Origin of the sequence: Frigoribacterium sp. PhB107, from assembly GCF_003751515.1 — a bacterium.
Taxonomy (GTDB): Bacteria; Actinomycetota; Actinomycetes; order Actinomycetales; family Microbacteriaceae; genus Frigoribacterium.
In genome coordinates this window covers 932371-953876 of record NZ_RJKU01000002.1, presented here as the reverse complement: position 1 = coordinate 953876, position 21506 = coordinate 932371, and the positions used below count along the sequence as shown (strand labels likewise).

Annotated in this window: 19 protein-coding genes and 1 riboswitch; of the genes, 8 read left to right on the top strand and 11 right to left on the bottom strand. The window is 72.5% G+C overall.

Features of this window, described 5'->3' with window-relative positions; all coding sequences use genetic code 11:
• Positions 1-139 precede the first annotated feature (139 nt).
• The 4 genes from EDF18_RS12685 to EDF18_RS12670 form a co-directional block, all read right to left on the bottom strand.
• Entirely contained in the window at positions 140-1897 is a 1758-nt protein-coding gene (locus EDF18_RS12685) for an ABC transporter ATP-binding protein (protein ID WP_123548120.1), read from the bottom strand.
• The gene (locus EDF18_RS12680) at positions 1894-2850 is read right to left on the bottom strand and encodes an ABC transporter permease (RefSeq protein WP_123548119.1); all 957 of its coding nucleotides are present in this window, start codon (positions 2848-2850) and stop codon (positions 1894-1896) included. The genes EDF18_RS12685 and EDF18_RS12680 overlap by 4 nt, the downstream gene beginning before the upstream one ends.
• Entirely contained in the window at positions 2840-3769 is a 930-nt protein-coding gene (locus EDF18_RS12675) for an ABC transporter permease (RefSeq protein ID WP_123548118.1), read from the bottom strand. The genes EDF18_RS12680 and EDF18_RS12675 overlap by 11 nt, the downstream gene beginning before the upstream one ends.
• Positions 3770-3912: 143 nt before the next feature.
• Positions 3913-5535 (bottom strand): ABC transporter substrate-binding protein, encoded by a 1623-nt coding sequence (locus EDF18_RS12670; protein ID WP_123548117.1) that lies wholly within the window; start codon positions 5533-5535, stop codon positions 3913-3915.
• Positions 5536-5854: 319 nt separating this feature from the next.
• On the opposite strand from EDF18_RS12670, the gene EDF18_RS12665 reads away from it, so the two are divergent.
• Entirely contained in the window at positions 5855-6646 is a 792-nt protein-coding gene (locus EDF18_RS12665) for a CPBP family intramembrane glutamic endopeptidase (RefSeq protein WP_123548116.1), read from the top strand.
• Between the two features lie 337 nt (positions 6647-6983).
• Here EDF18_RS12665 and gcvP read toward each other — a convergent pair whose 3' ends face one another.
• The 4 genes from gcvP to EDF18_RS12645 all read right to left on the bottom strand — a co-directional run bounded on the left by gcvP (position 6984) and on the right by EDF18_RS12645 (position 12650).
• The gene (gene gcvP / locus EDF18_RS12660) at positions 6984-9935 is read right to left on the bottom strand and encodes an aminomethyl-transferring glycine dehydrogenase (RefSeq protein ID WP_123548115.1); all 2952 of its coding nucleotides are present in this window, start codon (positions 9933-9935) and stop codon (positions 6984-6986) included.
• Positions 9932-10309 carry a glycine cleavage system protein GcvH gene (gene gcvH, locus EDF18_RS12655; protein WP_123548114.1) on the bottom strand — a complete coding sequence of 126 codons (378 nt, stop codon included), beginning with the start codon at positions 10307-10309 and terminating at the stop codon, positions 9932-9934. Before gcvH ends, gcvP begins: the two co-directional genes overlap by 4 nt.
• Before the next feature lie 97 nt (positions 10310-10406).
• Complete coding sequence (gcvT, locus tag EDF18_RS12650; RefSeq protein ID WP_123548113.1) at positions 10407-11732, bottom strand: glycine cleavage system aminomethyltransferase GcvT; 1326 nt, start codon at positions 11730-11732, stop codon at positions 10407-10409.
• Positions 11733-11966: 234 nt separating this feature from the next.
• A riboswitch (glycine riboswitch) is annotated at positions 11967-12071 on the bottom strand.
• A 123-nt stretch (positions 12072-12194) separates the two neighbouring features.
• A complete protein-coding gene (locus EDF18_RS12645; RefSeq protein WP_123548112.1) occupies positions 12195-12650 on the bottom strand; it encodes an SseB family protein in 456 nt (151 codons plus the stop codon).
• Between the two features lie 109 nt (positions 12651-12759).
• Here EDF18_RS12645 and EDF18_RS12640 point away from each other — a divergent pair, with 109 nt between their 5' ends.
• Positions 12760-13194, top strand: coding sequence for a hypothetical protein (locus EDF18_RS12640; protein ID WP_123548111.1), 435 nt, complete (start codon positions 12760-12762; stop codon positions 13192-13194).
• 15 nt (positions 13195-13209) lie between these two features.
• On the opposite strand, the gene EDF18_RS12635 is transcribed toward EDF18_RS12640, so the two are convergent.
• Positions 13210-14034: a putative protein N(5)-glutamine methyltransferase gene (locus EDF18_RS12635; RefSeq protein ID WP_233569125.1), complete on the bottom strand. Its 825-nt coding sequence runs from the start codon at positions 14032-14034 to the stop codon at positions 13210-13212.
• 80 nt (positions 14035-14114) lie between these two features.
• Here EDF18_RS12635 and EDF18_RS12630 point away from each other — a divergent pair, with 80 nt between their 5' ends.
• The 6 genes from EDF18_RS12630 to EDF18_RS12605 all read left to right on the top strand — a co-directional run bounded on the left by EDF18_RS12630 (position 14115) and on the right by EDF18_RS12605 (position 19744).
• Positions 14115-14597 (top strand): FBP domain-containing protein, encoded by a 483-nt coding sequence (locus EDF18_RS12630; RefSeq protein ID WP_123548110.1) that lies wholly within the window; start codon positions 14115-14117, stop codon positions 14595-14597.
• A gap of 65 nt (positions 14598-14662) precedes the next feature.
• A complete protein-coding gene (locus EDF18_RS12625; protein WP_123548109.1) occupies positions 14663-15025 on the top strand; it encodes an antibiotic biosynthesis monooxygenase in 363 nt (120 codons plus the stop codon).
• 155 nt (positions 15026-15180) lie between these two features.
• Positions 15181-16281, top strand: a complete 1101-nt coding sequence (locus tag EDF18_RS12620; protein WP_123548108.1) for an outer membrane lipoprotein carrier protein LolA — start codon at positions 15181-15183, stop codon at positions 16279-16281.
• Between the two features lie 47 nt (positions 16282-16328).
• A complete protein-coding gene (locus EDF18_RS12615) occupies positions 16329-17318 on the top strand; it encodes an ABC transporter ATP-binding protein (RefSeq protein WP_199732430.1) in 990 nt (329 codons plus the stop codon).
• Positions 17305-18234, top strand: coding sequence for an ABC transporter permease (locus EDF18_RS12610; protein ID WP_123548106.1), 930 nt, complete (start codon positions 17305-17307; stop codon positions 18232-18234). The genes EDF18_RS12615 and EDF18_RS12610 overlap by 14 nt, the downstream gene beginning before the upstream one ends.
• Before the next feature lie 31 nt (positions 18235-18265).
• On the top strand, positions 18266-19744 hold the full coding sequence (locus EDF18_RS12605) for a hypothetical protein (RefSeq protein ID WP_123548105.1): 1479 nt from the start codon (positions 18266-18268) through the stop codon (positions 19742-19744).
• Positions 19745-19810: 66 nt separating this feature from the next.
• Here EDF18_RS12605 and EDF18_RS12600 read toward each other — a convergent pair whose 3' ends face one another.
• Complete coding sequence (locus EDF18_RS12600) at positions 19811-20737, bottom strand: acetamidase/formamidase family protein (protein ID WP_123548339.1); 927 nt, start codon at positions 20735-20737, stop codon at positions 19811-19813.
• Between the two features lie 8 nt (positions 20738-20745).
• The gene (locus EDF18_RS12595) at positions 20746-21486 is read right to left on the bottom strand and encodes a GntR family transcriptional regulator (protein ID WP_233569124.1); all 741 of its coding nucleotides are present in this window, start codon (positions 21484-21486) and stop codon (positions 20746-20748) included.
• Positions 21487-21506: the final 20 nt, after the last annotated feature.

Here is a 21506-nt window from a genome sequence, read left to right as displayed (position 1 = left end):
GGAAGTGGTCGGGACGAAGCCCGGCGGGAACAGTCTACGGCACGTGGTAAAGGGGCCCTCCCCCGTGCTCTCGGCACGGTCGGAAGGCCCCTCCACAGGCGGGCTGATCGATGCGTCAGCCGCTCAGGGCGTCAGCCGCTCAGCGGCCGAACTCGAACTGCGCACCCGGGATGGCCTCGAGCAGCTCGCGGGTGTACTGCTGCGACGGGTTCGCGAAGATCTCGTCGGTGGTGCCCGACTCGACGATGCGGCCCTTCTGCATGACGCAGACGTTGTCGGCGATGAGCCGGACGACCGCGAGGTCGTGCGTGATGAAGAGGTACGTCAGGCCCAGCTCGGTCTGCAGGTCGGTGAGCAGGTCGAGCACCTGCCCCTGCACGAGCACGTCGAGGGCCGAGACGGCCTCGTCGAGCACGATCACGTCGGGCTTGAGCGCGAGCGCGCGCGCCACCGCGATGCGCTGACGCTGACCGCCCGAGAGCTCGCCCGGGTAGCGGTTGATCATCGACACCGGCAGCGAGACCTGGTTCAGCAGCTCGTGCACCCGGGCCTGGCGGCTCTTGTGGTCGCCGATGCCGTGCGTGACGAGCGGCTCGGCGATCGTGTTGCCGACGCTGTACATCGGGTCGAGCGAGCCGTACGGGTCCTGGAAGACCGGCTGCACGCGGCGACGGAACCCGAAGAGCTCCGAGCCCTTCAGCGCCCCCACGCTCTGGCCGTCGATCGCCACGGTGCCCGAGGTGATGCCCTCGAGCTGCAGCACCAGCTTGGCCACGGTCGACTTGCCCGAGCCCGACTCGCCGACGAGAGCCGTCGTCGTGCCGCGCGGGATCGAGAACGAGACGTCGTCGACGGCCCGCAGCTCGGTGGTCTTGAAGCCGCCCTGGCGGATCGCGTAGACCTTCGAGAGGTTCTCGACCTTGATGAACTCGGCGTTCGTGCGGCCGAGCTCCTCGCGCTGACGGGCACGGGCGATCAGGTCCGCGTCGTCGGCGCCCTCGTCGCTGACCTCGCCCGCGTGGCTGTGGGTGGGCTCGATCGTCGACTGGATCCGACGGCTGGCGAGGCTCGGCGCCGCCGCCACGAGGCGCTTCGTGTAGGGGTGCTGGGGGTTGGCCAGGATCTCCTTCGAGGGACCGGACTCGACCACGCGGCCCTTGTACATGACCACGAGCTTCTCGGCACGCTCGGCCGCGAGGCCGAGGTCGTGCGTGATGAAGAGCACCGAGGTGCCGTAGTCGCGCGTCAGCGTCTCGAGGTGGTCGAGGATGCGCCGCTGCACGGTCACGTCGAGGGCCGAGGTCGGCTCGTCGGCGATGAGCAGCTTCGGGTGCGACGAGAGGCCGATCCCGATCAGCACGCGCTGGCGCATGCCGCCCGAGAACTGGTGGGGGAACTGCTTGAGGCGCTGGTCGGCGTCGCCGAGCCCTGCCTCCTGCAGCACCTCGATCGCTCGCTGCCGCACCGCCTGCTTGCCGGTGGCGACGCCGTTCGCACGGATCGCCTCCTCGACCTGGAAGCCGATGCTCCACACGGGGTTGAGGTTCGACATCGGGTCCTGCGGGACGTAGCCGATGTCGCGCCCGCGGATCGCCTGCATCTCGGCGGCGGAGGCCTTCGTGAGGTCCTTGCCCTCGAAGAGGATCTGACCGCCCGTGACCTCTCCGGTGCCGGGCAGCAGGTCGATGATCGAGGTCGCGGTGGTCGACTTGCCCGAGCCGGACTCGCCCACGATGGCGAGGCGCTCGCCCGGCATCATGGTGAAGTCCACGCCGCGGACGGCGTCGACATAGCCCGACTGGGTGCGGAACCCGATCTTCAGGCCCTTGATCTCGAGCAGGGGGGTCGCGCCGGAGGCGGTGGCCGCCTGGGCGGGTCGGGTGGAGGTGTCGCTCATCGACGGGCCCTCGCCTTCGGGTCGAGGGCGTCGCGCACGACGTCGCCCATCATCAGGAACGACAACACGGTCAGGCTCAGCGCGGCGGCCGGCCAGATCAGCGGCATGGGCGCGACGCGCAGGGACGACCGGGCGGCGTTGATGTCGTTGCCCCAGGACATGACGCCACGAGGCAGGCCGATGCCGAGGAACGACAGCGTCGCCTCCGCCACGATGAACGTGCCGAGCGACACGGTCGCGACGACGATCACCGGGGTGATCGCGTTCGGCACGACGTGGCGCACGAGGATGCGGAAACGTGACACGCCGAGAGCCGTCGAGGCCATCACGTAGTCGCTGCTCTTCGCGCCGAGCACCGAGCCGCGCATGATGCGCGCGATCTGCGGCCAGGCGAAGAGCGACAGCACGAGAGCGACGGTCAGCGGCGTGCGCGAGGGCAGCACGGACATGAGCACGATGGCGCCGAGCACGGTGGGGATGGCGAAGAAGATGTCGCCGATCCGCGAGACGATCGCGTCGAGCCAGCCTCCGTAGTAGCCGGCGAGGGAGCCGATCACGATGCCGACGATCGTCACGATGACCGTGGCGAGGAGGCCGACGGTCAGGGAGGCGCGGGTGCCGTAGATCACCCGGGCGAAGACGTCGAGGCCCTGCAGGGTGAAGCCCATGGGGTGACCGGCCTCGGGCCCGCCGTTGCTGGACTGGAGGTTCGCGCCGCTGGTCGGCGACGTCGACGTGAACAGCTGCGGGAAGACCGCGACGACGATGACGAGCAGGATCAGCACCGCGGAGATCCAGAACAGCGGGCGCGTCTTCATCGCGTCCCACGCGTCGTTCCAGCTCGAACGGGGCTTCTCGGACTCGTCGACGGCGTCGACCGCCTTGAGCGGGGTCTCCTCGAGGGGGGCGACGTAGTGGTCGGGCGAGAGACCGGGGGTCGGGTTACTTGGCATAGCGGATCCTCGGGTCGAGAACGGCGTAGAGCAGGTCGACGAGCAGGTTGGCCAGCATGAAGATGATGACCATCACGGCCACGAACGAGACGACGGTGGGACCCTCGCCGAGGGTGATGGCACGGTAGACGGTGCCTCCCACGCCCTGGATGTTGAAGATGCCCTCGGTGACGATCGCGCCGACCATGAGCGAGCCGATGTCGACGCCCAGGTAGGTGACGACAGGGACGAGCGAGTTGCGCAGGATGTGCACGCCGACGACGCGTCGTCGAGTCAGGCCCTTGGCCGTCGCCGTGCGGACGAAGTCGGCGCTCATGTTCTCGGACACGGAGGCGCGGGTGAGCCTCACGATGTAGGCGAACGACACCGACGCCAGCACGATCGCGGGCAGGACGAGCTCGTTCCACGGAGCCTGCGAGCTGACCGTGGTGCGGAACAGGCCGAGCTGGATGCCGAAGACGTACTGCAGCACGAAGCCGATGACGAACGTGGGCACCGAGATGAGGAGCAGCGACACGACCAGCGCGCTGTTGTCGAAGATCTTGCCCTTGCGGAGGCCGGCGACGAGGCCGACCAGGATGCCGGCGACGGACTCGAACAGGAGGGCGAGCATCGCGAGGCGGAACGTGATCGGGAAGGCACGGATCAGCTCGTCGATGACGGGTCGGCCGGAGAACGTGGTGCCGAGGTCACCGGTGAAGAGTCCGCCCACGTAGAGCAAATACTGCACGATGAACGGCTTGTCGAGGTTGTACTGGGCGCGGATGGCCTCGATGACCGCCGGGCTCGGCTGCTTCTCGCCGAAGAGCGCCGCGACGGGGTCGCCCGGCAGGGCGAAGACCATGAAGTAGATGAGGAACGTCGCCCCGAAGAAGACGGGGATCAGCTGGAGGAGGCGCCGGCCGGTGTACCAGAGCATCAGGCCGCCTCGGATTTCTGCGCGTGCATGGATGTCGCAATCGTGTGGAGGAAGAGGTGGACGCCCTTCGGGGGGCCCGGGACAGGATGACCTGCCCGGACCCCCCGGGGACGAGGAGAGAGGCTACGCCGCTCTCGGTGCGACTAGTTCTTGGTGACCTCGTAGAAGAGGGGCACCGAGTTCCAGCCGAACTCCACGTTGCTGACCGTGTCGGCCCAGACGCCCGTGACGTTCGAGTACCACAGCGGGACGACGGGCAGGTCCTGGAAGAGGACCTCCTGTGCCTTCTGGAAGTCGGCGGTCGCGTCGTCCGCCGACGAGGCGGCGGAGCCCTCGGCGAGGAGACCGTCGAACTCGGTGCTGGTGTAGCGGCCGTAGTTCGAGCCGGCACCGGTCTGGTACAGCGGCGAGAGGAAGTTGTACAGCGACGGGTAGTCGGCCTGCCATCCGGAACGGAAGGCGCCGGTCATGGCGTCGTTGTCCTCGTCGTCGAGCAGCTCGGCGAAGGTCGGGTAGGACTGACCCTCGGCCTTGATGCCGAGAGTGTCGGAGATGCTGTTCGTCGCGGCGTCGACCCAGTTCTGGTGGCCGCCGTCGGCGTTGTAGGCGAGGGTGAACGTCGTGTCGCCGTAGGGCGAGATGGCGTCGGCCTCGGCCCACAGCTCCTTGGCCTTGTCCGCGTCGTACGAGAGCACGTCAGAGCCCTCGAGGTCGTCCGAGTAACCGTCGATGACCGGCGACGTGAAGTCCTTGGCCGGCGTGCGGGTGCCCTGGAAGATGACGTCGGTGATGTCGTCACGGTTGATCGAGAGCGAGATCGCCTGGCGGCGGAGCTTGCCCTCCTCCGTCGTGCCGTCGAAGTGCTCGAGGTACTGCGGGATGGTGAACGACTGGAAGATCGCCGCGGGCTGGTTGGCGAAGCGGTCCGGGAAGTCGCTCTGGTACGACGCGAACTGCGCGTCGGGAACGGCGTCGAGGATGTCGAGGTTGCCCGACAGCGCGTCGGCGTAGGCCGCGTCCTGCGTGGTGTAGAACGTGATCGTCAGGCCGCCGTTGACGGGCTTGCGCGGTCCGTCGTAGTCGGGGTTGGTGACGAGCTTGATGTCCTGGTTGTGGGTCCAGGCGCCTTCGCTCTCGAGCTTGTAGGGGCCGTTGCCGACGGGGTTCTCGCCGAACGCGTCGACGTCGTCGTAGAACGACTCGGGCAGCGGCGAGAAGGCCGAGTAGCCGAGACGGAGGGGCCAGTCGGCGGCGGGCGCGGACAGCTCGACCGTGAACTCGGTGTCGCTGACGACCTCGAGCTGGAGGTCGCTGTCGGCCTCGGCGTCGTAGCCGGCGATGTTGTCGAAGAAGTACGAGGCGCTCTGGGCGTTGGAGACCTGAGCGGCCCAGTTCCAGGCCTTCGTGAACGACTCGGACGTGACCGGGGTGCCGTCGGTGAAGGTCTGGCCGTCCTTGAGCGTGATGGTCCAGAGCTGGTTGTCGTCCGACTCGATCGACTCGGCCGCGTCCATCTCGGACTCGCCGTCGGCGTTGTACGAGACGAGGCCCGCGAACACGGAGTCGATGATCTTGCCGCCGCCGACCTCGGTGGTGTTCGAGGGGACGAGCGGGTTCTGAGGCTCGTTGCCGTTGGTGGTGATGATGGCGCTGGAGTCGCCCGAGCCACTGTCGCCCGAGTCCCCACCGCTGGCGCAGCCCGTGAGGACGAGTGCTGCCGTCCCCACGACGGCGATGGCCCCGAGGCCCATGCGCGTCTTCTTCAATGTTCCTCCTGATGCGGGAAAGGACGCAGCGGGGCCCCCATGAGCCTCGCCGCGTTGGATGCAGTCACCCTAAGCACCGGGCTCAGCCATCTCCAAACCCCTGGGGGAACGGTTACACGACGGAAACCAACTTGCCGGATAGTTGCGTCCGTGGGCGATCTGTTGCGCCACGGCTGCGAAGAGCGCAAGGATCCGCTGCGAGAAATCAGACACCTGCCGGGTATCATCCGCTGCCGGCGGGAGCGTCCCGTACGATCAGCGCGTGAGCGACAGAGACGACACGCTACCGGCAACGCCGGGGCCGAGGCCACGCGACGGGATGGCAGGGCCTCTCGAGACGGGGCCGGGTCGACCTGGCAGGGCGCGCCTCCGGGTCGAGATCGCGATCGTGCTCGGGCTGTCGCTGGGCGCCTCGGCCGTGTACTCGGTGCTGTCGATCGCCAACCGGCTGACCCGCGACGAGTCGCTGTCGCAGCAGACGGCGACGCTCAACTCCTCGCTCAGCGACCGGCCGGTCTTCGACCTGATCTACCAGCTGGTGGGCATCGCCGTCGACCTCGTCCCTGTGGCACTCGTCGCCTACCTGCTGTGGAACGAGGCCCGCCCGCACCTCGGCCGCCTCGGGGTCGACTTCTCCCGCGCCGGCCGCGACGTGCTCGGCGGTGCCGGGCTCGCCCTCGCCATCGGCATCCCGGGCATCGGGCTCTACCTCGTCGGCAAGGCCCTCGACCTGACCGTGACCGTCATCCCGACCGACCTCGCCGCCGAGTGGTGGACGGTGCCCGTGCTGCTGCTCTCGGCGCTCAGGGCCGGCGTGACGGAGGAGGTCATCGTCGTCGCGTACCTCTTCGCCCGGCTGCGCGACCTCGGCTGGCGCACCTGGCCGATCATCGTCGCCGCCGCCCTGCTGCGCGGCAGCTACCACCTGTACCAGGGCTTCGGGGCCTTCGTCGGCAACGTCGTGATGGGGCTCGTCTTCGGCTGGCTCTACACGCGGACCGGCCGGGTGCTCCCGCTGGTCGTCGCGCACCTCCTGATGGACGCGGCCGTGTTCGTCGGCTACCCGTGGGCGGCCACGACGTTCCCGGCCGCCTTCGGCCTGCCGAGCTGACCCGAGGAGGCGGCGGGCCGGACGAGAGGCATGGCCTCCCCCGGCCACGCCGACGCCGATCTGCGCCGACTTGCCTCGTCGGCTCCCGGCACCCCTTGACACCCGTTCGGGGGGAGCGTGTCATGGTCTCGAGGGTCGAACGGACTCGACAACTCCACACGCACCTCCTCGACCGTCCCCCGGGTGTCATCCGGGACGGCCCCCGTCACGCCGGCGCCGTCCGCGCCGCTCAGGGGCCGGCACCCGCGGGGACCAGGAGGGAGCCGCCCGGGTCGCCGACGGGATCAGCGACCGGGCGGCTCCCTGCGTCACGGCTCGACGTGCGGAGCGGGCCAGCTCAGGCGAAGGCCTCGACCGGCGGGCACGCGCAGAACAGGTTGCGGTCGCCCCAGGCCTGGTCGATGCGGCGGACCGGCGGCCAGTACTTGCCGCGCACCAGGGTGCGGACCGGGTACACGGCCTCGTCGCGGCTGTACTCGCGGGTCCACTCCCCCGAGATGACCGACTCGGCCGTGTGGGGCGCGCCCCGCAGGGGGCTCGACTCGGCGGTGAAGCGGCCCGACGCCACGTCGGCGGCCTCGCCGGCGATGGCGATCATCGCGTCGACGAAGCGGTCGATCTCGGCGAGGTCCTCGCTCTCGGTCGGCTCGACCATCAGCGTGCCGGCGACCGGGAACGACATCGTCGGCGAGTGGAAGCCGTAGTCGATGAGGCGCTTGGCCACGTCGTCGACGGTCACGCCCGTGGCGTCGCGGAGCGGTCGCAGGTCGAGGATGCACTCGTGTGCGACGAGCCCGTTCTCTCCCGCGTACAGCACCGGGAAGTGGTCGCGCAGCCGCGCCGCCACGTAGTTCGCCGAGAGGACCGCGGCGCCCGTCGCCGCGGCGAGCCCCTCGGTGCCCATCATGCGGACGTACGCCCAGCTGATCGGCAGGATGCTCGGCGACCCGTAGGGGGCGCTCGACACGGGGACGCCCGCGTGGGCGAGCCGCTCGCCGGCCCCGGCGGGCTCGGCACCCGTGCGACGGTCGGCCTGCTGCGCCAGGGGGTGGCCGGGCAGGTACGGGGCGAGGTGGGCCTTGGCCGCCACGGGCCCGACACCGGGACCGCCGCCTCCGTGCGGGATGCAGAACGTCTTGTGCAGGTTCAGGTGCGAGACGTCTCCGCCGAAGTCGCCGAACCGGGCGAAGCCGAGCAGCGCGTTGAGGTTCGCGCCGTCGACGTACACCTGGCCGCCGGCCGCGTGCACCGCGTCGGTGACCTCGCGGATGTCGTGCTCGTAGACGCCGTGCGTCGACGGGTACGTGATCATCAGCGCCGCGAGCTCGTCACGGTGCTGCTCGACCTTGGCACGCAGGTCGCCGAGGTCGACGTCGCCCTGCTCGTTGCACGCCACGACGACCACGCGGAGCCCTGCGAGCACGGCGCTGGCCGCGTTCGTGCCGTGCGCGCTCTGCGGGATGAGGCACACGGTGCGGGCCGTGTCGCCGGCGGCGAGGTGGAAGCCGCGGATCGCGAGCAGGCCGGCGAGCTCGCCCTGGCTGCCGGCGTTGGGCTGCAGCGAGACCGTGTCGTAGCCCGTGACCTCGGCCAGCCAGCCCTCGAGCTGGCCGATCATCTCGAGGTAGCCCTCGACGTCGGAGGCCGGCGCGAACGGGTGCACGGCCGCGAACTCGGGCCACGTCACGGCCGCCATCTCGGTCGCGGCGTTGAGCTTCATCGTGCAGCTGCCGAGCGGGATCATGCCGCGGTCGAGCGCGTAGTCCTTGTCGGCGAGGTGCTTGAGGTAGCGCATCATGCTGGTCTCGCTGCGGTGCGTGCGGAAGACCGGGTGCGTCAGGAAGTCGGAGGTGCGGCGGAGGCCCTCCGGCAGCACCGCGTCGCGCTCGTCGCGCGCCTCGCCGCCGCCTGCGGGCGACGCCGCGGGCAGGGCGACCCCGAGCACGTCAGCGACGACCTCGAGGTCGTCGCGCGTCGTGGTCTCGTCGAGCGACAGCCGGACGCAGTCGGCGTCGACGGCCCAGAGCAGGTAGCCGCGAGCGTGCGCGGCGGCGACGATCTCGTCCGCCCGGCCGGGCACGAAGACCTGGAGGGTGTCGAAGAACACGTCGCTCTCGAGCTCGAGGTCGCTCGCGCGCACGGCGGCCGCGAGGTCGGCGGCGTGCGCGTGGACGCGCGAGGCGATGTGCCGGAGCCCCCACGGGCCGTGGTACACGGCGTACATCGAGGCCATCACGGCGAGCAGCACCTGAGCGGTGCAGATGTTCGACGTCGCCTTCTCACGACGGATGTGCTGCTCGCGGGTCTGCAGGCTGAGCCGGTAGGCCGGGTGGCCTTCGACGTCTTGCGAGACACCGACGAGACGGCCGGGCAGCTGGCGCTCGAGCCCCGTGCGGACGGCCATGTAGCCGGCGTGCGGCCCGCCGAAGCCCATCGGCACGCCGAAGCGCTGGCTCGTGCCGACGGCGACGTCGGCCCCGAACTCGCCGGGCGGACGGAGCAGCGTCATCGCGAGCAGGTCGGCGGCGACGACCGCGAGGCCGCCGGCGGCGTGGACGGCGGCGACGACCGCCTCCGGGTCCCAGACGCAGCCGGAGGCACCGGGGTACTGCACGAACACGCCGAAGGCGTCGGGGATCTCGGCCGGGTCGACGCTGGAGAGCTCGAGCTCGACGAGCTCGATGCCCACGGCCTCGGCACGCCCGGCGAGCAGGGCCTTCGTCTGCGGCAGCGCGTCGGAGTCGACGACGAAGACGTCGGTGCGCGCCTTCGAGGCACGACGGGCGAGCAGCATGCCCTCGACGACGGCGGTGCCCTCGTCGAGCATCGACGCGTTGGCCGTGGTGAGGCCGGTCAGCTCGGAGACCATCGTCTGGAAGTTGATGAGCGCCTCGAGCCGGCCCTGCGAGATCTCGGGCTGGTACGGCGTGTAGGCCGTGTACCAGCTCGGGTTCTCGAGCACGTTGCGCTGGATCACGGCAGGCGTGACGGTGTCGTAGTAGCCGAGGCCGATCATGCTGCGCGAGGGGCGGCCGCGGTCGGCGAGCGCGCGGAGCTCGGCCAGCGCCTCCTTCTCGCCGATCGGCGCCGGCAGCACCGAGGCGTCGACGGGCTCGGCGTGGATGCTGTCCGGCACGGCGGCACGGACGAGGGACTCGACGCTGTCGTGGCCGAGCAGCTCGAGCATGGCCGCCTGGTCGGCGGCGGTGGTGCCGACGTGGCGGTCGACGAAGCCGGTGGCGGCCCGGTCGGACCAGTCGCCGAAGACGGACCCCTGCGCGTCGCTCATTCGGCGGTGAGGGCGACGTACTCGTCGCGCGAGAGGAGGGACAGGCCGTCGGTGCTCGACAGGGTGATCTTGATCAGCCAGCCCTCGCCGAACGGGTCGCTGTTGACGAGGTCGGGGCTGTCGACGACGGCCTGGTTGGCCTCGAGCACGGTGCCGAGGGCGGGGGCGTAGAGCTCGCCGACCGACTTGGTCGACTCGATCTCGCCGACGACCTTGCCGGTCTCGACCTCCGTGCCCTCGGCGGGCAGGTCGACGTAGACGACGTCGCCGAGCTTCTCGGCGGCGTAGTCGGTGATGCCGACCGTCGCGGTGTCGCCGTCGATGAGCAGCCACTCGTGCTCGGAGGTGTACTGCAGGGCGGTGAGATCGGTCATGGCCGGTCCTTTCGAGGAGGCAGGGGCGCCGAGGAGGCGAGGGCTGAGGCTGGGCGGGGCTGAGGAAGGAACGAGGAGGCGGGCCTGCGGGAGCAGGTCAGGCGCGCTTGTAGAACGGCAGCGACACGACGGCAGCGGGGATCGCGGTGCCGCGGACGTCGACGGCCAGCGCGGGGCCGCGGTCGACGACGTCGGGGTCGACGAACGCCATGGCGACGGGGTGGCCGAGCGTGGGCGAGAGGGCGCCGCTCGTGACCTCGCCGACGACGGTGCCGTCGTCGGTGACGACCGCGTAGCCGGCCCGCGCGGCACGTCGGCCCTCGAGCGTCAGGCCGACGAGCACGCGGGCCGCAGGGGCAGGCTCGACGCCCGCCTTGCCCACGAACTCCTTCGAGGTGTCGACGACGCGGCCGAGGCCGGCCTGCGCGGGGCGCACGTCGAGGCCCAGCTCGTGGCCGTAGAGCGGCATGCCCGCCTCGAGGCGGAGCGTGTCGCGGCTGGCGAGCCCGGCGGGGACGAGGCCGCGCGGGGCGCCTGCCTCGGCGAGGGCACGCCACAGGTCGGGGGCGAGCTCGGGCGCGAGGTAGAGCTCGAAACCGTCCTCTCCGGTGTAGCCGGTGCGGGCGATCAGCACGGGGGCGTCGTCGAAGGTGCCCTGGAGGACGCGGTAGTAGCGCAGGGTCGACAGGGGCGCGTCGGGCTGCAGCCGGTCGGCGGTGACCAGCTCGTCGAGGACGCCCTCGGCCTCGGGGCCCTGGATCGCGATGAGCGCGGTGTCGTCGCTCTCGTCGTCGACCGTGACGTCGAAGCCGTGCGCACGGCTCGCGAGGGCGCCGAAGGCGGCGTCGCGGTTCGAGGCGTTGGCGACGACGAGGTAGTCGTGCTCGTCGAGGCGGTAGACGACGAGGTCGTCGACGATGCCGCCCTCGGGGCTGAGCAGCAACGAGTACTTGGCCCGGCCGACCGCGATGGTCGAGAGGGTGCCCGCGAGCGCCGCGTCGAGGAACGCCCCGGCGTCGGGACCGACGACGGCGATCTCGGCCATGTGCGACAGGTCGAACAGCCCGGCGGCGGTGCGCACCGCGTGGTGCTCGGCCAGGTCGGAGCTGTAGCGGACGGGCATCTGCCAGCCGGCGAAGTCCGTGAAGCTGGCACCGGCGGCGACGTGGACCTCGTGCAGGGGGCTGAGGCGCTCCTCATGCTCGTCGGCGACGGCCTCGGCGTCGACCGCGTCGACGAGGTCGAGGGGCGCGCCGTCGGCGGTCGCGACGCCCCCGGTGCCGTCGTCGGCGAGGGGCAGGTCGCCGGTCGTCCCGGCGGGGCCGTCGCGCAGGTCGGCGTCGTCGCGCAGGTCGGCGTCGTCGCGGAGGTCGGCGTCGTCGGGGCCGGGGGCGGCGGGCAGGTTCGAGGATGCGTCGGACATCTGCGGACTCCTGGGGGAACGGCCCGGCGCCAGGTGACTCGGCCGGGATCGGCGTCGTGCAGCACCTGCACGACGGGGACGCGCACGGCACGGCAGAGCCGCGGTCGTGCACCCCCTCTGTCATGGGCCTGAGAGCTTCGCCGGCCACGAGGGCCGACTTTCACCGTGGGCGAGGAGGCGGTGCCGGCGACGCTCGCGCGCCTCCGGCAGGTGCCCCCTGCTTTTCAGAGTGGCCAGTCCGTCGCGGTACGCGGTACCTGAGAGATTGGCGGGGAGCTTGCTCCTTCGGTGCCCGGCGGCGCATCGGCGTGCGCTCCGGGGCTCTCCCGCGACGTGTTCGTGGCCCGGTGTTCTGTTGTGCCGCTCACCCTACAGCGGGCATGTGACAGCGGTGTTTCGGGAGGCGACGACGGACGCCCCGACCGTGAGGCACGATCGGGGCGTCCTGGAGGGGGGCTCGGGCTAGGAGGCGGGCTGTGCGGGCTGGCCCGGCTCGGGCGACCCGGCGGCCTGGTGCGCGGCGACGAGCTCGCGGACGTCGTTCGCCAGCTGCGCGACGCCCTCGGGCAGCATCTCGAAGCCCTCGCGGTTGCCGGGGTTCACGACGAGACCGGTCTGCGCGGGGATCGCCTGCACGAGCTCGGCGGCGGGGATCGTGGCCTGGTACTCGGCGACGCCCTTGACCTGCTCGCCGATCATGTCGGGGTGCGTGAAGGCCGCCAGCATCGGCGTGCCCTCGCGGTCGAACAACACCGGCTGCAGATCGGTCAGGCTGTCCTGGGCGTCCACGGCGGTGGCCACGACGACCTGCGCGTTGACGAACTCGGCCAGGACGGCGTTCATGTCGCCCTCTCCTGCCTGTCCCTTGCTGATGGCCTGCTCGAGGGCGGTCGGTTCGCGGTTCTCTGTAGCGGTCATCGAACCAGCTTGCACCCTCGACCTCCGTGGTGCCTCCGTGCGGTTAGTCTGAGCCTCCTCGACCTCCGTCGGCGCCCGCCGACGCCCGTCCCGTCACCTGGAGCGCGCCGTGCCCACCAAGACCGTCTCACTGGTCACCGCCGCCTTCGCCGTCACGCTGCTGCTGGCGGGCTGCGCCGGGACCGACGCCGAGCCCGGCGCCGCGGCCACGCCCGGTATCGTGACGACGACCGGGCCCGACGCGACCGCGACGCCGCTGCCGACCACGACTCCCCCGGCGCCGTCGACGGCCGAGGCGCACGAGGCGCCGCCCGCCTGGGACGCCTGCGTCGCCGCGGTCAGGGCCGAGTACCCGGACCTGCCCCCGCTCGATGACGTCTGGGCCTACGAGGAGGCGGACGTCCGCGACTCGGACTCGGGCGCGGTCGCCGAGGTGCGCTTCGGGCACCTCGCCGACGGCCGGGTCGAGGCGGCGTTCACCTGCCAGATCTCGGGGACGCCCGAGTCGCCCGTGGTCGACCTCGTCTCGCCGGTCGACGTCTAGGCCCGATCGGCGAGGTCAGGCGGGCGGCCAGGTCGCACTCACGGCCGTGGCGTCGAGGTCGTCGTCCCGCTCGACCGACACGTCGAGGCCCGCGGCCGCGAACAGGGCGGCCGTGGCCTCGGCCTGGCGCTCGCTCGTCTCGATCAGCAGCGTGCCCGTCGGCGAGAGCCACTCCGCGGCCCCGGCGGCGATCCGCCGGTGCAGGTCGAGGCCGTCCGCCCCGCCGTCGAGGGCGAGGACGGACTCGTGGAGGCGGGCTTCGGAGGGCATCGTCGCGATGGCGGCCGTCGGCACGTACGGCGCGTTCGCGATCAGCACGTCCACCCGGCCGCGCAGCCGTGCGGGGAGCTCGGCGAAGAGGTCGCCCCCGACGACCGTCGCCCGCTCGCCGAGGTTGCGGCGGGCGCAGCGCACGGCGACGGGATCGAGGTCGGCGGCGACCACGTCGAGCAGGGGGCGGCGGCGGAGCAGCGCGACCGCGACCGCACCGACCCCGCAGCACAGCTCGACGAGGACAGGTGCCGCGTCGGCGGGCACGGCGCCGGCGAGCGCCGCGTCGGCCAGCCGCACGAGCAGCTCGGTGCGGCGTCTCGGCACGAAGACGCGCGGCTCGACGACGAGGCGGAGCCCGTCGAAGGCCGCCCAGCCGAGCACCTGCTCGAGCGGCTCGCCCGCCGTCCGCCGGAGGACGAGCGACTCGAGGCTCGGACCGGCCGCCGCCGCCTCGAGCAGGAGGCGCGCCTCGTCCTCCGCGAAGACGCAGCCGGCCGCCCTCAGGCGCGCGACCACCGCCTCCTCGTCCAGGCCCCGTGCCCCGTTCCCCGCCGCCGTGTCGACCACGGGGCCAGCGTAGGGGCCGCACGCCGGGGTGAGACGGTCACGACGCGCTGTCGGCGGCGACGCGTAGGCTCGGCTCGATCATGAAGCCGCTGACCGAGACCGACATCCGTGAGTCGTTCGTGAACGCCCTGCCGGGCGACCTCGACCGGCTCCCCATCCCCGGCCTGCACGAGATGCTGTGGGGCGAGCGCGAGTTCCTGGGCTGGCGCGATCCTCAGGCCCACCAGCGCGGCTACATCGTGCACTGGATGGACGACCAGCCGGTCGGGCTCGTCGTCCGGTCGTCGGGTTCGTCGCTGCGGCCCGGCATCGCCGCCATGTGCTCGCTCTGCCACTCGCCGCAGCCCGCGACCCAGGTGCGCCTCTTCACCGCGCCCAAGGCCGGCGACGCCGGTGCCAACGGCGACACGATCGGCACGTACATCTGCGAGGACCTGGCGTGCTCCCTGCTCATCAGGGTCGCGCCTCCTCACCTCAACCCTCCCGAGCAGATCGAACGGCGCGCCTCCGGCCTGGCCGAGCGCGTGCAGGGCTTCACGGCGACCGTGATGAAGACCGCCTAGCCCCGAACCCTTTCCGTCACCCCTCGCCGGGCATCCCGCCGGGCCGAACGAGAGCGAGCCGCACCATGTCCGTCGTCAAGATCAACGCCATCCACGTGCCCGAGGGCTCGGGCTCCGAGCTCGAGTCCCGCTTCGCCGCCCGCAAGCACTCGGTCGACGGCGCTCCCGGCTTCGAGGGCTTCCAGCTGCTCCGCCCGGTGTCGGGCGACACCCGGTACTTCGTCGTGACGACCTGGGCCGACGAGCAGTCGTTCCAGGCCTGGCAGGCGGACGGCGCCGCGGCGGCGCACGCCGGTCCTCCCGCGGGCCAGGGTGGCCCGGCCGGCCACGGCGCACCGGCCGACCAGGGCAGCGAGGGCGCCGAGGCACCTCGCCGTCCGGTCGCCACCGGTGCCGACCTGCTCGAGTTCGAGGTCGTCGAGCTCTAGCCGCAGCGCTCGTCAGGCACCCCGGAGTGGAGGACGGCCACCTCGCTCGACGTCGAGTGACGTCCCCCCGAGTTCCCAGTGGTCTCCAGGGTCGGCGCGTAGCCTGCCGACCAGTCGCGACCCGCCCCGAGCCGCCACGAGAGGCACAGGACAGCATGAAGAAGCAGAGCCGTTGGATCCCCGCCGTCGTCGTCCCGGCCGCGGTCGTGGCCGCCGGGATCGTCGTGCCGTCGATGGCCGCGAACGCCGAGGTCGTGCTGCCCGAGAAGACTCCCCAGCAGGTGCTCGAGCTCGCCGCGTCGAGTTCCGGCGCCTCGTTCTCGGGTACGGTCGAGCAGACGAGCGACCTGGGCCTGCCCGACGTGTCGAGCTTCCAGGGCCAGGGCGGAGCCGGCGACGCGACGAGCGACGCCCTCGAGCTCCTGACCGGTAGCCACACCGCGGAGGTCTTCGTCGACGGGACGGACAAGCAGCGCGTGCAGGTCGTGGAGGACCTGGCCGAGCGCGACGTCGTCCGCGACGGCGACAGCGTCTGGACCTGGGACTCCGAGTCGAAGGAGGCGTCGCACCTGACGCTGCCCGACACGAGCGTCACCGAGGTGCCCACCGCCCTGCCCGACGGCACCGCCGTGCCCCAGACGCCGGCCGAGCTCGCCTCGGCCCTGCTCTCTGCCGTCGAGCCCACGACGACCGTCACCGCGACCGACAACGTGAAGGTCGCCGGCCGCACCGCGTACCAGGTCGTCCTCACGCCTGACGACCCCGCGACGCTCGTCGGCAGCGCGACGCTGACCGTCGACTCCGAGACGGGCGTGCCCCTCAAGGTCGTCGTCGCCGCGAAGGGCCAGGCCGACCCGGCCGTCTCGGTCGGCTTCACGTCCGTCGACTTCAGCGCCCCCTCCTCCGACGTCTTCGACTTCACGCCGCCCGCGGGGGCTGCCGTGACCGAGGTCCCCGCACCCGGCACCGACGACGCTCGCGCCCACCACGCCGACGGCCAGGCACCGGAGAAGACCGTGCTCGGCTCCGGCTGGAGCACGATCGTCGGTCTCGCCCCGTCGGCGACCAGCGAGTCCGCGCCGACGAGCGCGTCCTCTGACGACGGCTCCGCGCTGCTCGACCAGGTGCTCACCCCGGTCGACGGCGGCAAGGTGCTGCAGACCTCGCTCGTCTCGGTGTTCGTCGGCGACGACGGCCGCGTGTGGGCGGGCGCCGTCGACGCGGACGCCCTCCAGGCAGCCGTCGCCGCGCAGTGATCGACAGGCGACGTGGGCGGCAGACGCCGTGAGTGACAGCAGGTGCCGTGAGCGACGGGGCTGACGCGAGGCCGGACATCGGCCTCGCCGTCCAGACCGTAGGCCTCGGCAAGACCTTCGGTCGCCAGCAGGCCGTCGCCGACCTCGACCTCGCGGTGCCGCGGGGCAGCGTCTACGGGTTCCTCGGCCCCAACGGCTCGGGGAAGACCACGACCATCCGCATGCTGCTGGGCCTCACCAGTTCGACGAGCGGCTCGATCCGGGTGCTCGGCGGCGCCATGCCCGACCGCGCCCGTGACGTGCTGCCCCGAGTCGGCGCACTCGTCGAGGGGCCCGCGTTCTACCCGTTCCTCTCGGGGCGAGCCAACTTGACGCGCCTCGACTCCGGCGACCGTCGGGCTCCAGGCGGCACCCGCAAGGCCCGGGTCGCGGCCGCGCTCGACCGCGTCGGCCTCGGCCACGCCGCCGACAAGAAGGCGCACGCCTACTCCCTCGGCATGAAGCAGCGCCTCGGCATCGCGAACGCGCTCCTCATGCCGCGCGACCTGCTCGTGCTGGACGAGCCGAGCAACGGCCTCGACCCGCAGGGTACCCGGGAGGTGCGCGCCCTGATCCGCTCCCTCGCCGACGACGGGACGACCGTCCTGGTGTCGAGCCACCTGCTGGCCGAGGTCGAGCAGATGTGCACGCACATCGGCGTGATGAGCGCGGGACGGCTGCTCACGCAGGGCACCCTCGGCGACCTCCGCGCGCTCGGCACGCACCGCGTGCGCCTGCTCACGCCCGATCCCGACCTCGCCCGTGACGTGCTCGTCCGGCTGGGCCTCGCGCCCGACGACCCGGGCTCGGCCGGTCCTGCCCCGTCCGAGGGAGCGCACGTCGAGGCCGACCTCACGGTCGAGGGGCTGGCCCCCGAGGCGATCGTCGCGGCACTCGTCGCCGCCGACGTGCGGGTGCGCGGCTTCGAGGTCTCGGGCGCGAGCCTCGAGGACCGCTTCGTCGACCTGACCGGGGAGGGCTTCGATGTCGCCGGCTGACCCGATCCCGTCCGACGGGGGCGCCGCCTCCTCACCCGCCGACGGAGCCGCGGCCGGCTCGCCCGCCGTCCTGCCCGAGGCGGTGGCCCGCCGAGGTTCCGGGCTCGCGCTGCTCGGCAGCGAGGTCGTCGTCCTGTTCCGCCGTGTCCGCACGATCGCCCTGCTGGCGGCGCTCGCGCTGATCCCGATCCTGCTCGCCGTCGCGGTCCGCGTGACGACCGACGACGCCGGCTCGGGAGGACGTGGTCCCGCGTTCCTCGGCGACATCACGCAGAACGGCCTGTTCGTCTCGCTCACCGCGCTCACGGTGGCCATCCCCTTGTTCCTGCCCCTGACGGTGGGCGTCGTCGCGGGCGACACGATCGCGGGCGAGGCGAGCCTCGGCACCCTGCGTTACCTGCTCGTCACCCCGGTGGGCCGGGTGCGCCTCCTGCTCGTGAAGTACGCCGGCGCCGCCCTGTTCTGCCTCGTCGGCACGCTCGTCGTGGTCGTCGTGGGGGCGATCGCGGGCGCGGCCCTGTTCCCCGTCGGGCCGGTCACGTTGCTCTCGGGACAGACGATCGGCCTGGGCGACTACGCGGGCCGCATGCTGCTGATGGCCCTCTACGTCACCATCTCGCTGCTGGGGCTCAGCGCGATCGGCCTCTTCGCCTCGACCCTCACGAGCGTGCCCGTCGGCGCGATGGCGGCGACGATCGTCCTCTCGACCGTCGCGCAGATCGTCGACGCGCTGCCGCAGCTCGACTTCCTCGACCCGTGGCTGTTCACCCACTACTGGCTCGGCTTCGCGGATCTGCTGCGCGATCCGATCTCGTGGAGCAACTTCGCGGACAACGCGTTGCTCCAGGCGGGATACATCGCCGTCTTCGGCGCCCTGGCGCTGGGACGCTTCACGACGAAGGACGTCCTGAGCTGAGCAGGGCTCCGCACCGGTCTACCGTGGATCGGTGACTTCCCGACACCGCCTCCTCCCCGCCGCAGCGGTGGCCGCCGCTGCCCTGCTGACCGTCACGGCGTGCACGACGTCGACCCCCGAGCCCGAGACCGTCGAGTTGACGGTGGCCACGCCGGAGGCGGCGGTCACCGCCGCCGCGTCGGGCACCCCCGCCGAGCGGGCCGTCGAGACCAGCCGCGCGCTGTGGGGCAGCTCGCCGGTCGTGGTGCTCGCCACGGCCGACGCCCCGAACGCCGTCGCCGAGGCGGCGGAGCAGGGCGAGCGGATCGGCGCGCCCGTGCTGATCGCCGCGGCGGGCGTCGACGTCGCGACGGAGGTCGACCGCCTGGGTGCGGCGACGGTGGCGACGGTGGGCGAGGGCCCGTCGGCGGACGACCTCGAGCTCGGCGACGTGGACGCCGTGCCGGCCGCCGAGGTCACGGCTCCCCCGGCCCGGGACGCCGACTCCTCGACGCTCGTCGTCGTGTCGGGACCGGACGACGCCGCGGCGTCGGCCACCGCCCGAGCTGCGGGAGCCGAGCTGCTCGCGCTGCCCGAGGGCGTGACCGACCTGCAGCAGGACGCCTCCGTCGTCGGCGCGATGGGCGCCTCCGAGGCGGACTCCACCCTCGTCGTCGGCTCCGCGTTCGCCGACCGGCCCCATCTCGAGTGGTCGGTCGCCGCGGCGCGCTCGGGCGCCGAGCTGCCGGGCGGCGGCCAGCGGTTCTTCCCCGACCGACGGTTCGTCGCCCTCTACGGCGCCCCGGGCACCTCGGCTCTCGGCGTCCTCGGTGAACAGGACGTCGCGGCGACCGTGCGGCGCGCCGCCGACACGGCGGCCAGCTACCAGGCCTCGTCCGACCGGCCCGTCGTGCCGATGCTCGAGCTGATCGCGACCGTGGCGGCGGGCGACGCCGGCCCCGACGGCGACTACTCGAACGAGCTCGACCCCGAGCGGCTGCGCCCGTACGTCGAGGCCGCGGCCGCCGCCGGGCAGTACGTCGTGCTCGACCTGCAGCCGGGGCGCACCGATTTCCTGACCCAGGCCCGCCGGTACGAGTCGCTGCTCACCGAGCCGAACGTCGGCCTCGCCCTCGACCCCGAGTGGCGCCTCGCGCCGGACCAGGTGCCGCTGCGGCAGATCGGCGGCGTGGACGCCGCCGAGGTGGACGGGGTCTCCACCTGGCTGGCCGACCTCGTCGACGCGAACTCGCTGCCGCCCAAGTTGTTCGTGCTGCACCAGTTCCGGTCGAGCATGCTGCGCGACCGGGCGGCGATCGACCTGAGCCGCCCCGAGCTCACGACCCTCGTGCACGTCGACGGGCAGGGCTCCCAGCCCGACAAGCAGGCCACCTGGCGCGCCCTGCACGACGGCGCCCCCGAGGTCGCGTGGGGCTGGAAGAACTTCTTCGACGAGGACGAGCCCATGCTCACGCCCGAGCAGACGATGACCGAGGTGTCTCCCGTGCCGGACCTCGTGACGTACCAGTAGGCGGCGGTCGGTCCCTCCCGGCGGGAGGCGGCGGCCGGCCTCTGAGACCGAGCGCGCCGGTCGGTCTCAGAGGCCGAGCGCGCCCGTCGGCAGCAGGGCGTGCACTCCCCACGTCTGGTTCGCCACCTGCGTCACGCGCAGGTCGACGACGGCGCTGGCGAAGGCGAGGGCGGTCGCGCGGTCGACGTCGAGCAGGGCCGCCAGCCACGTCACCATCGCGTCGAGGGCGTCGCCCGTCGCGACGTCGAGGTCGGCGTCGAAGCCGAAGGTGATCCGCCCCGCGGGGGTCTCGGCGTGCACGCTCGGGAGCGGGCGCCGGTCGACCAGGTCGATCCGCACCTCCGTCGTCATCGGGCACTCGATCGCCGTGCCGCCGACCTCGCCGTCGCCCTGGGCCGCGTGGCCGTCGCCGAGGTACAGGAGCGCGTCGTCGACCTGCACCGGCAGCCACAGGGTCGACCCCGCCACGAGCTCGCGGCAGTCGACGTTGCCGCCCGCCGTCGTGCGCGGCGGCGTCGTGGAGTGCTCGCCCGGCTCGGCCGGCGCCACGCCCGTCAGCCCGAGGAACGGCGCGGTCGGCACGCTGAGCCCCCGGCTCTCGGTGGCGACGCCGGCGTCGACGTCGATCTCCCAGAGCAGCCAGGCGGGCGGGACGTCGGCCAGGCCGAGCCGCGTCGTGACCGGCGTCTCGCGGCCGCCCGCGACCGTCCATCCCCACTCCCCCGGCCGCAGGTCGACGAAGGTGACGCCGAGCATCTGCCCGGGACGCGCGCCCCGGACGGCGACGGGACCGGTGAGCGCGTGGCCCCGCGCCTGCGGGAACAGGCGCGGCCGCACCTCGCCGGGCGTCCGCTGGCGCTCGAGGTGCCCGGAGGCGTCGAGCGACCCGACGACGACCTCGTCGCCGGCCTCGACGGTGAGGACGGGGGCGTGGTCGCGGGAGTAGACGTCGTTCGTCGTCGCGGGTGTCGGATCGAGCCGGTGTCGGGTCACGGGGCGCGTCACGCGACGCCGCCCGCGACGGGGACGGGTGCCGCGCGCAGCTGCTCGACGACCTCGGCGGGCGCTGTCCGGCCGAGGTACCCGACGCGGGACTCGCGCACGTGCCGTCCCATCAGCTCCGCTGCCCGGTCGGCGTCGCCCGCGTCGATGGCGGCGAGGATCACCCTGTGGTCGGGCCAGAGCCGCTTGCCGCGGGAGAACTCGTCGAGGGCGTAGAGCCACTCGATCTTGCGGGACAGCTGGCGCAGCAGCGTCGCGAGCGTGCTGCTGCGGCTGAGCTCGGCGATGCCGATGTGGAACCGCTCGTTCAGGTCGACCAGGCGATCGAGGTCGCCCCGGGCGACGGCGGCGTCGCCCTCGTCGAGCAGCTGCTCCAGCGACCGCCGCACGCGCCGCCAGTCGTCGTCGGCGTCGCTGCTGCCGCCTCCGGCTGCGTGGTCGTCCCCGCCGCTGAACCGCGCCCGCGCCCTGCCCGCGGCGCGCCGCGCGGTCGAGATCTCGAGCGCCTCCCGGACCGCGAAGAGGTCGTCGGCCTCGTCGAACGGGATCTCGGCCACGCGCGACCCGACGTTCGGCCGGGACTCGACGAAGCCCTCCGCCTCCAGCCCGCGGAGCGCCTCGCGCACCGGCACCCGGGAGACGCCGTAGCGCTCGGCGAGCGCCGCCTCCGTGATGCGCGTGCCCGGCTGCAGCACCCCCTGCACGATGTCCGCCCGCACGGCGTCGACGACGCTCAGCACGGTCGCGCTCCGCAGTGCAC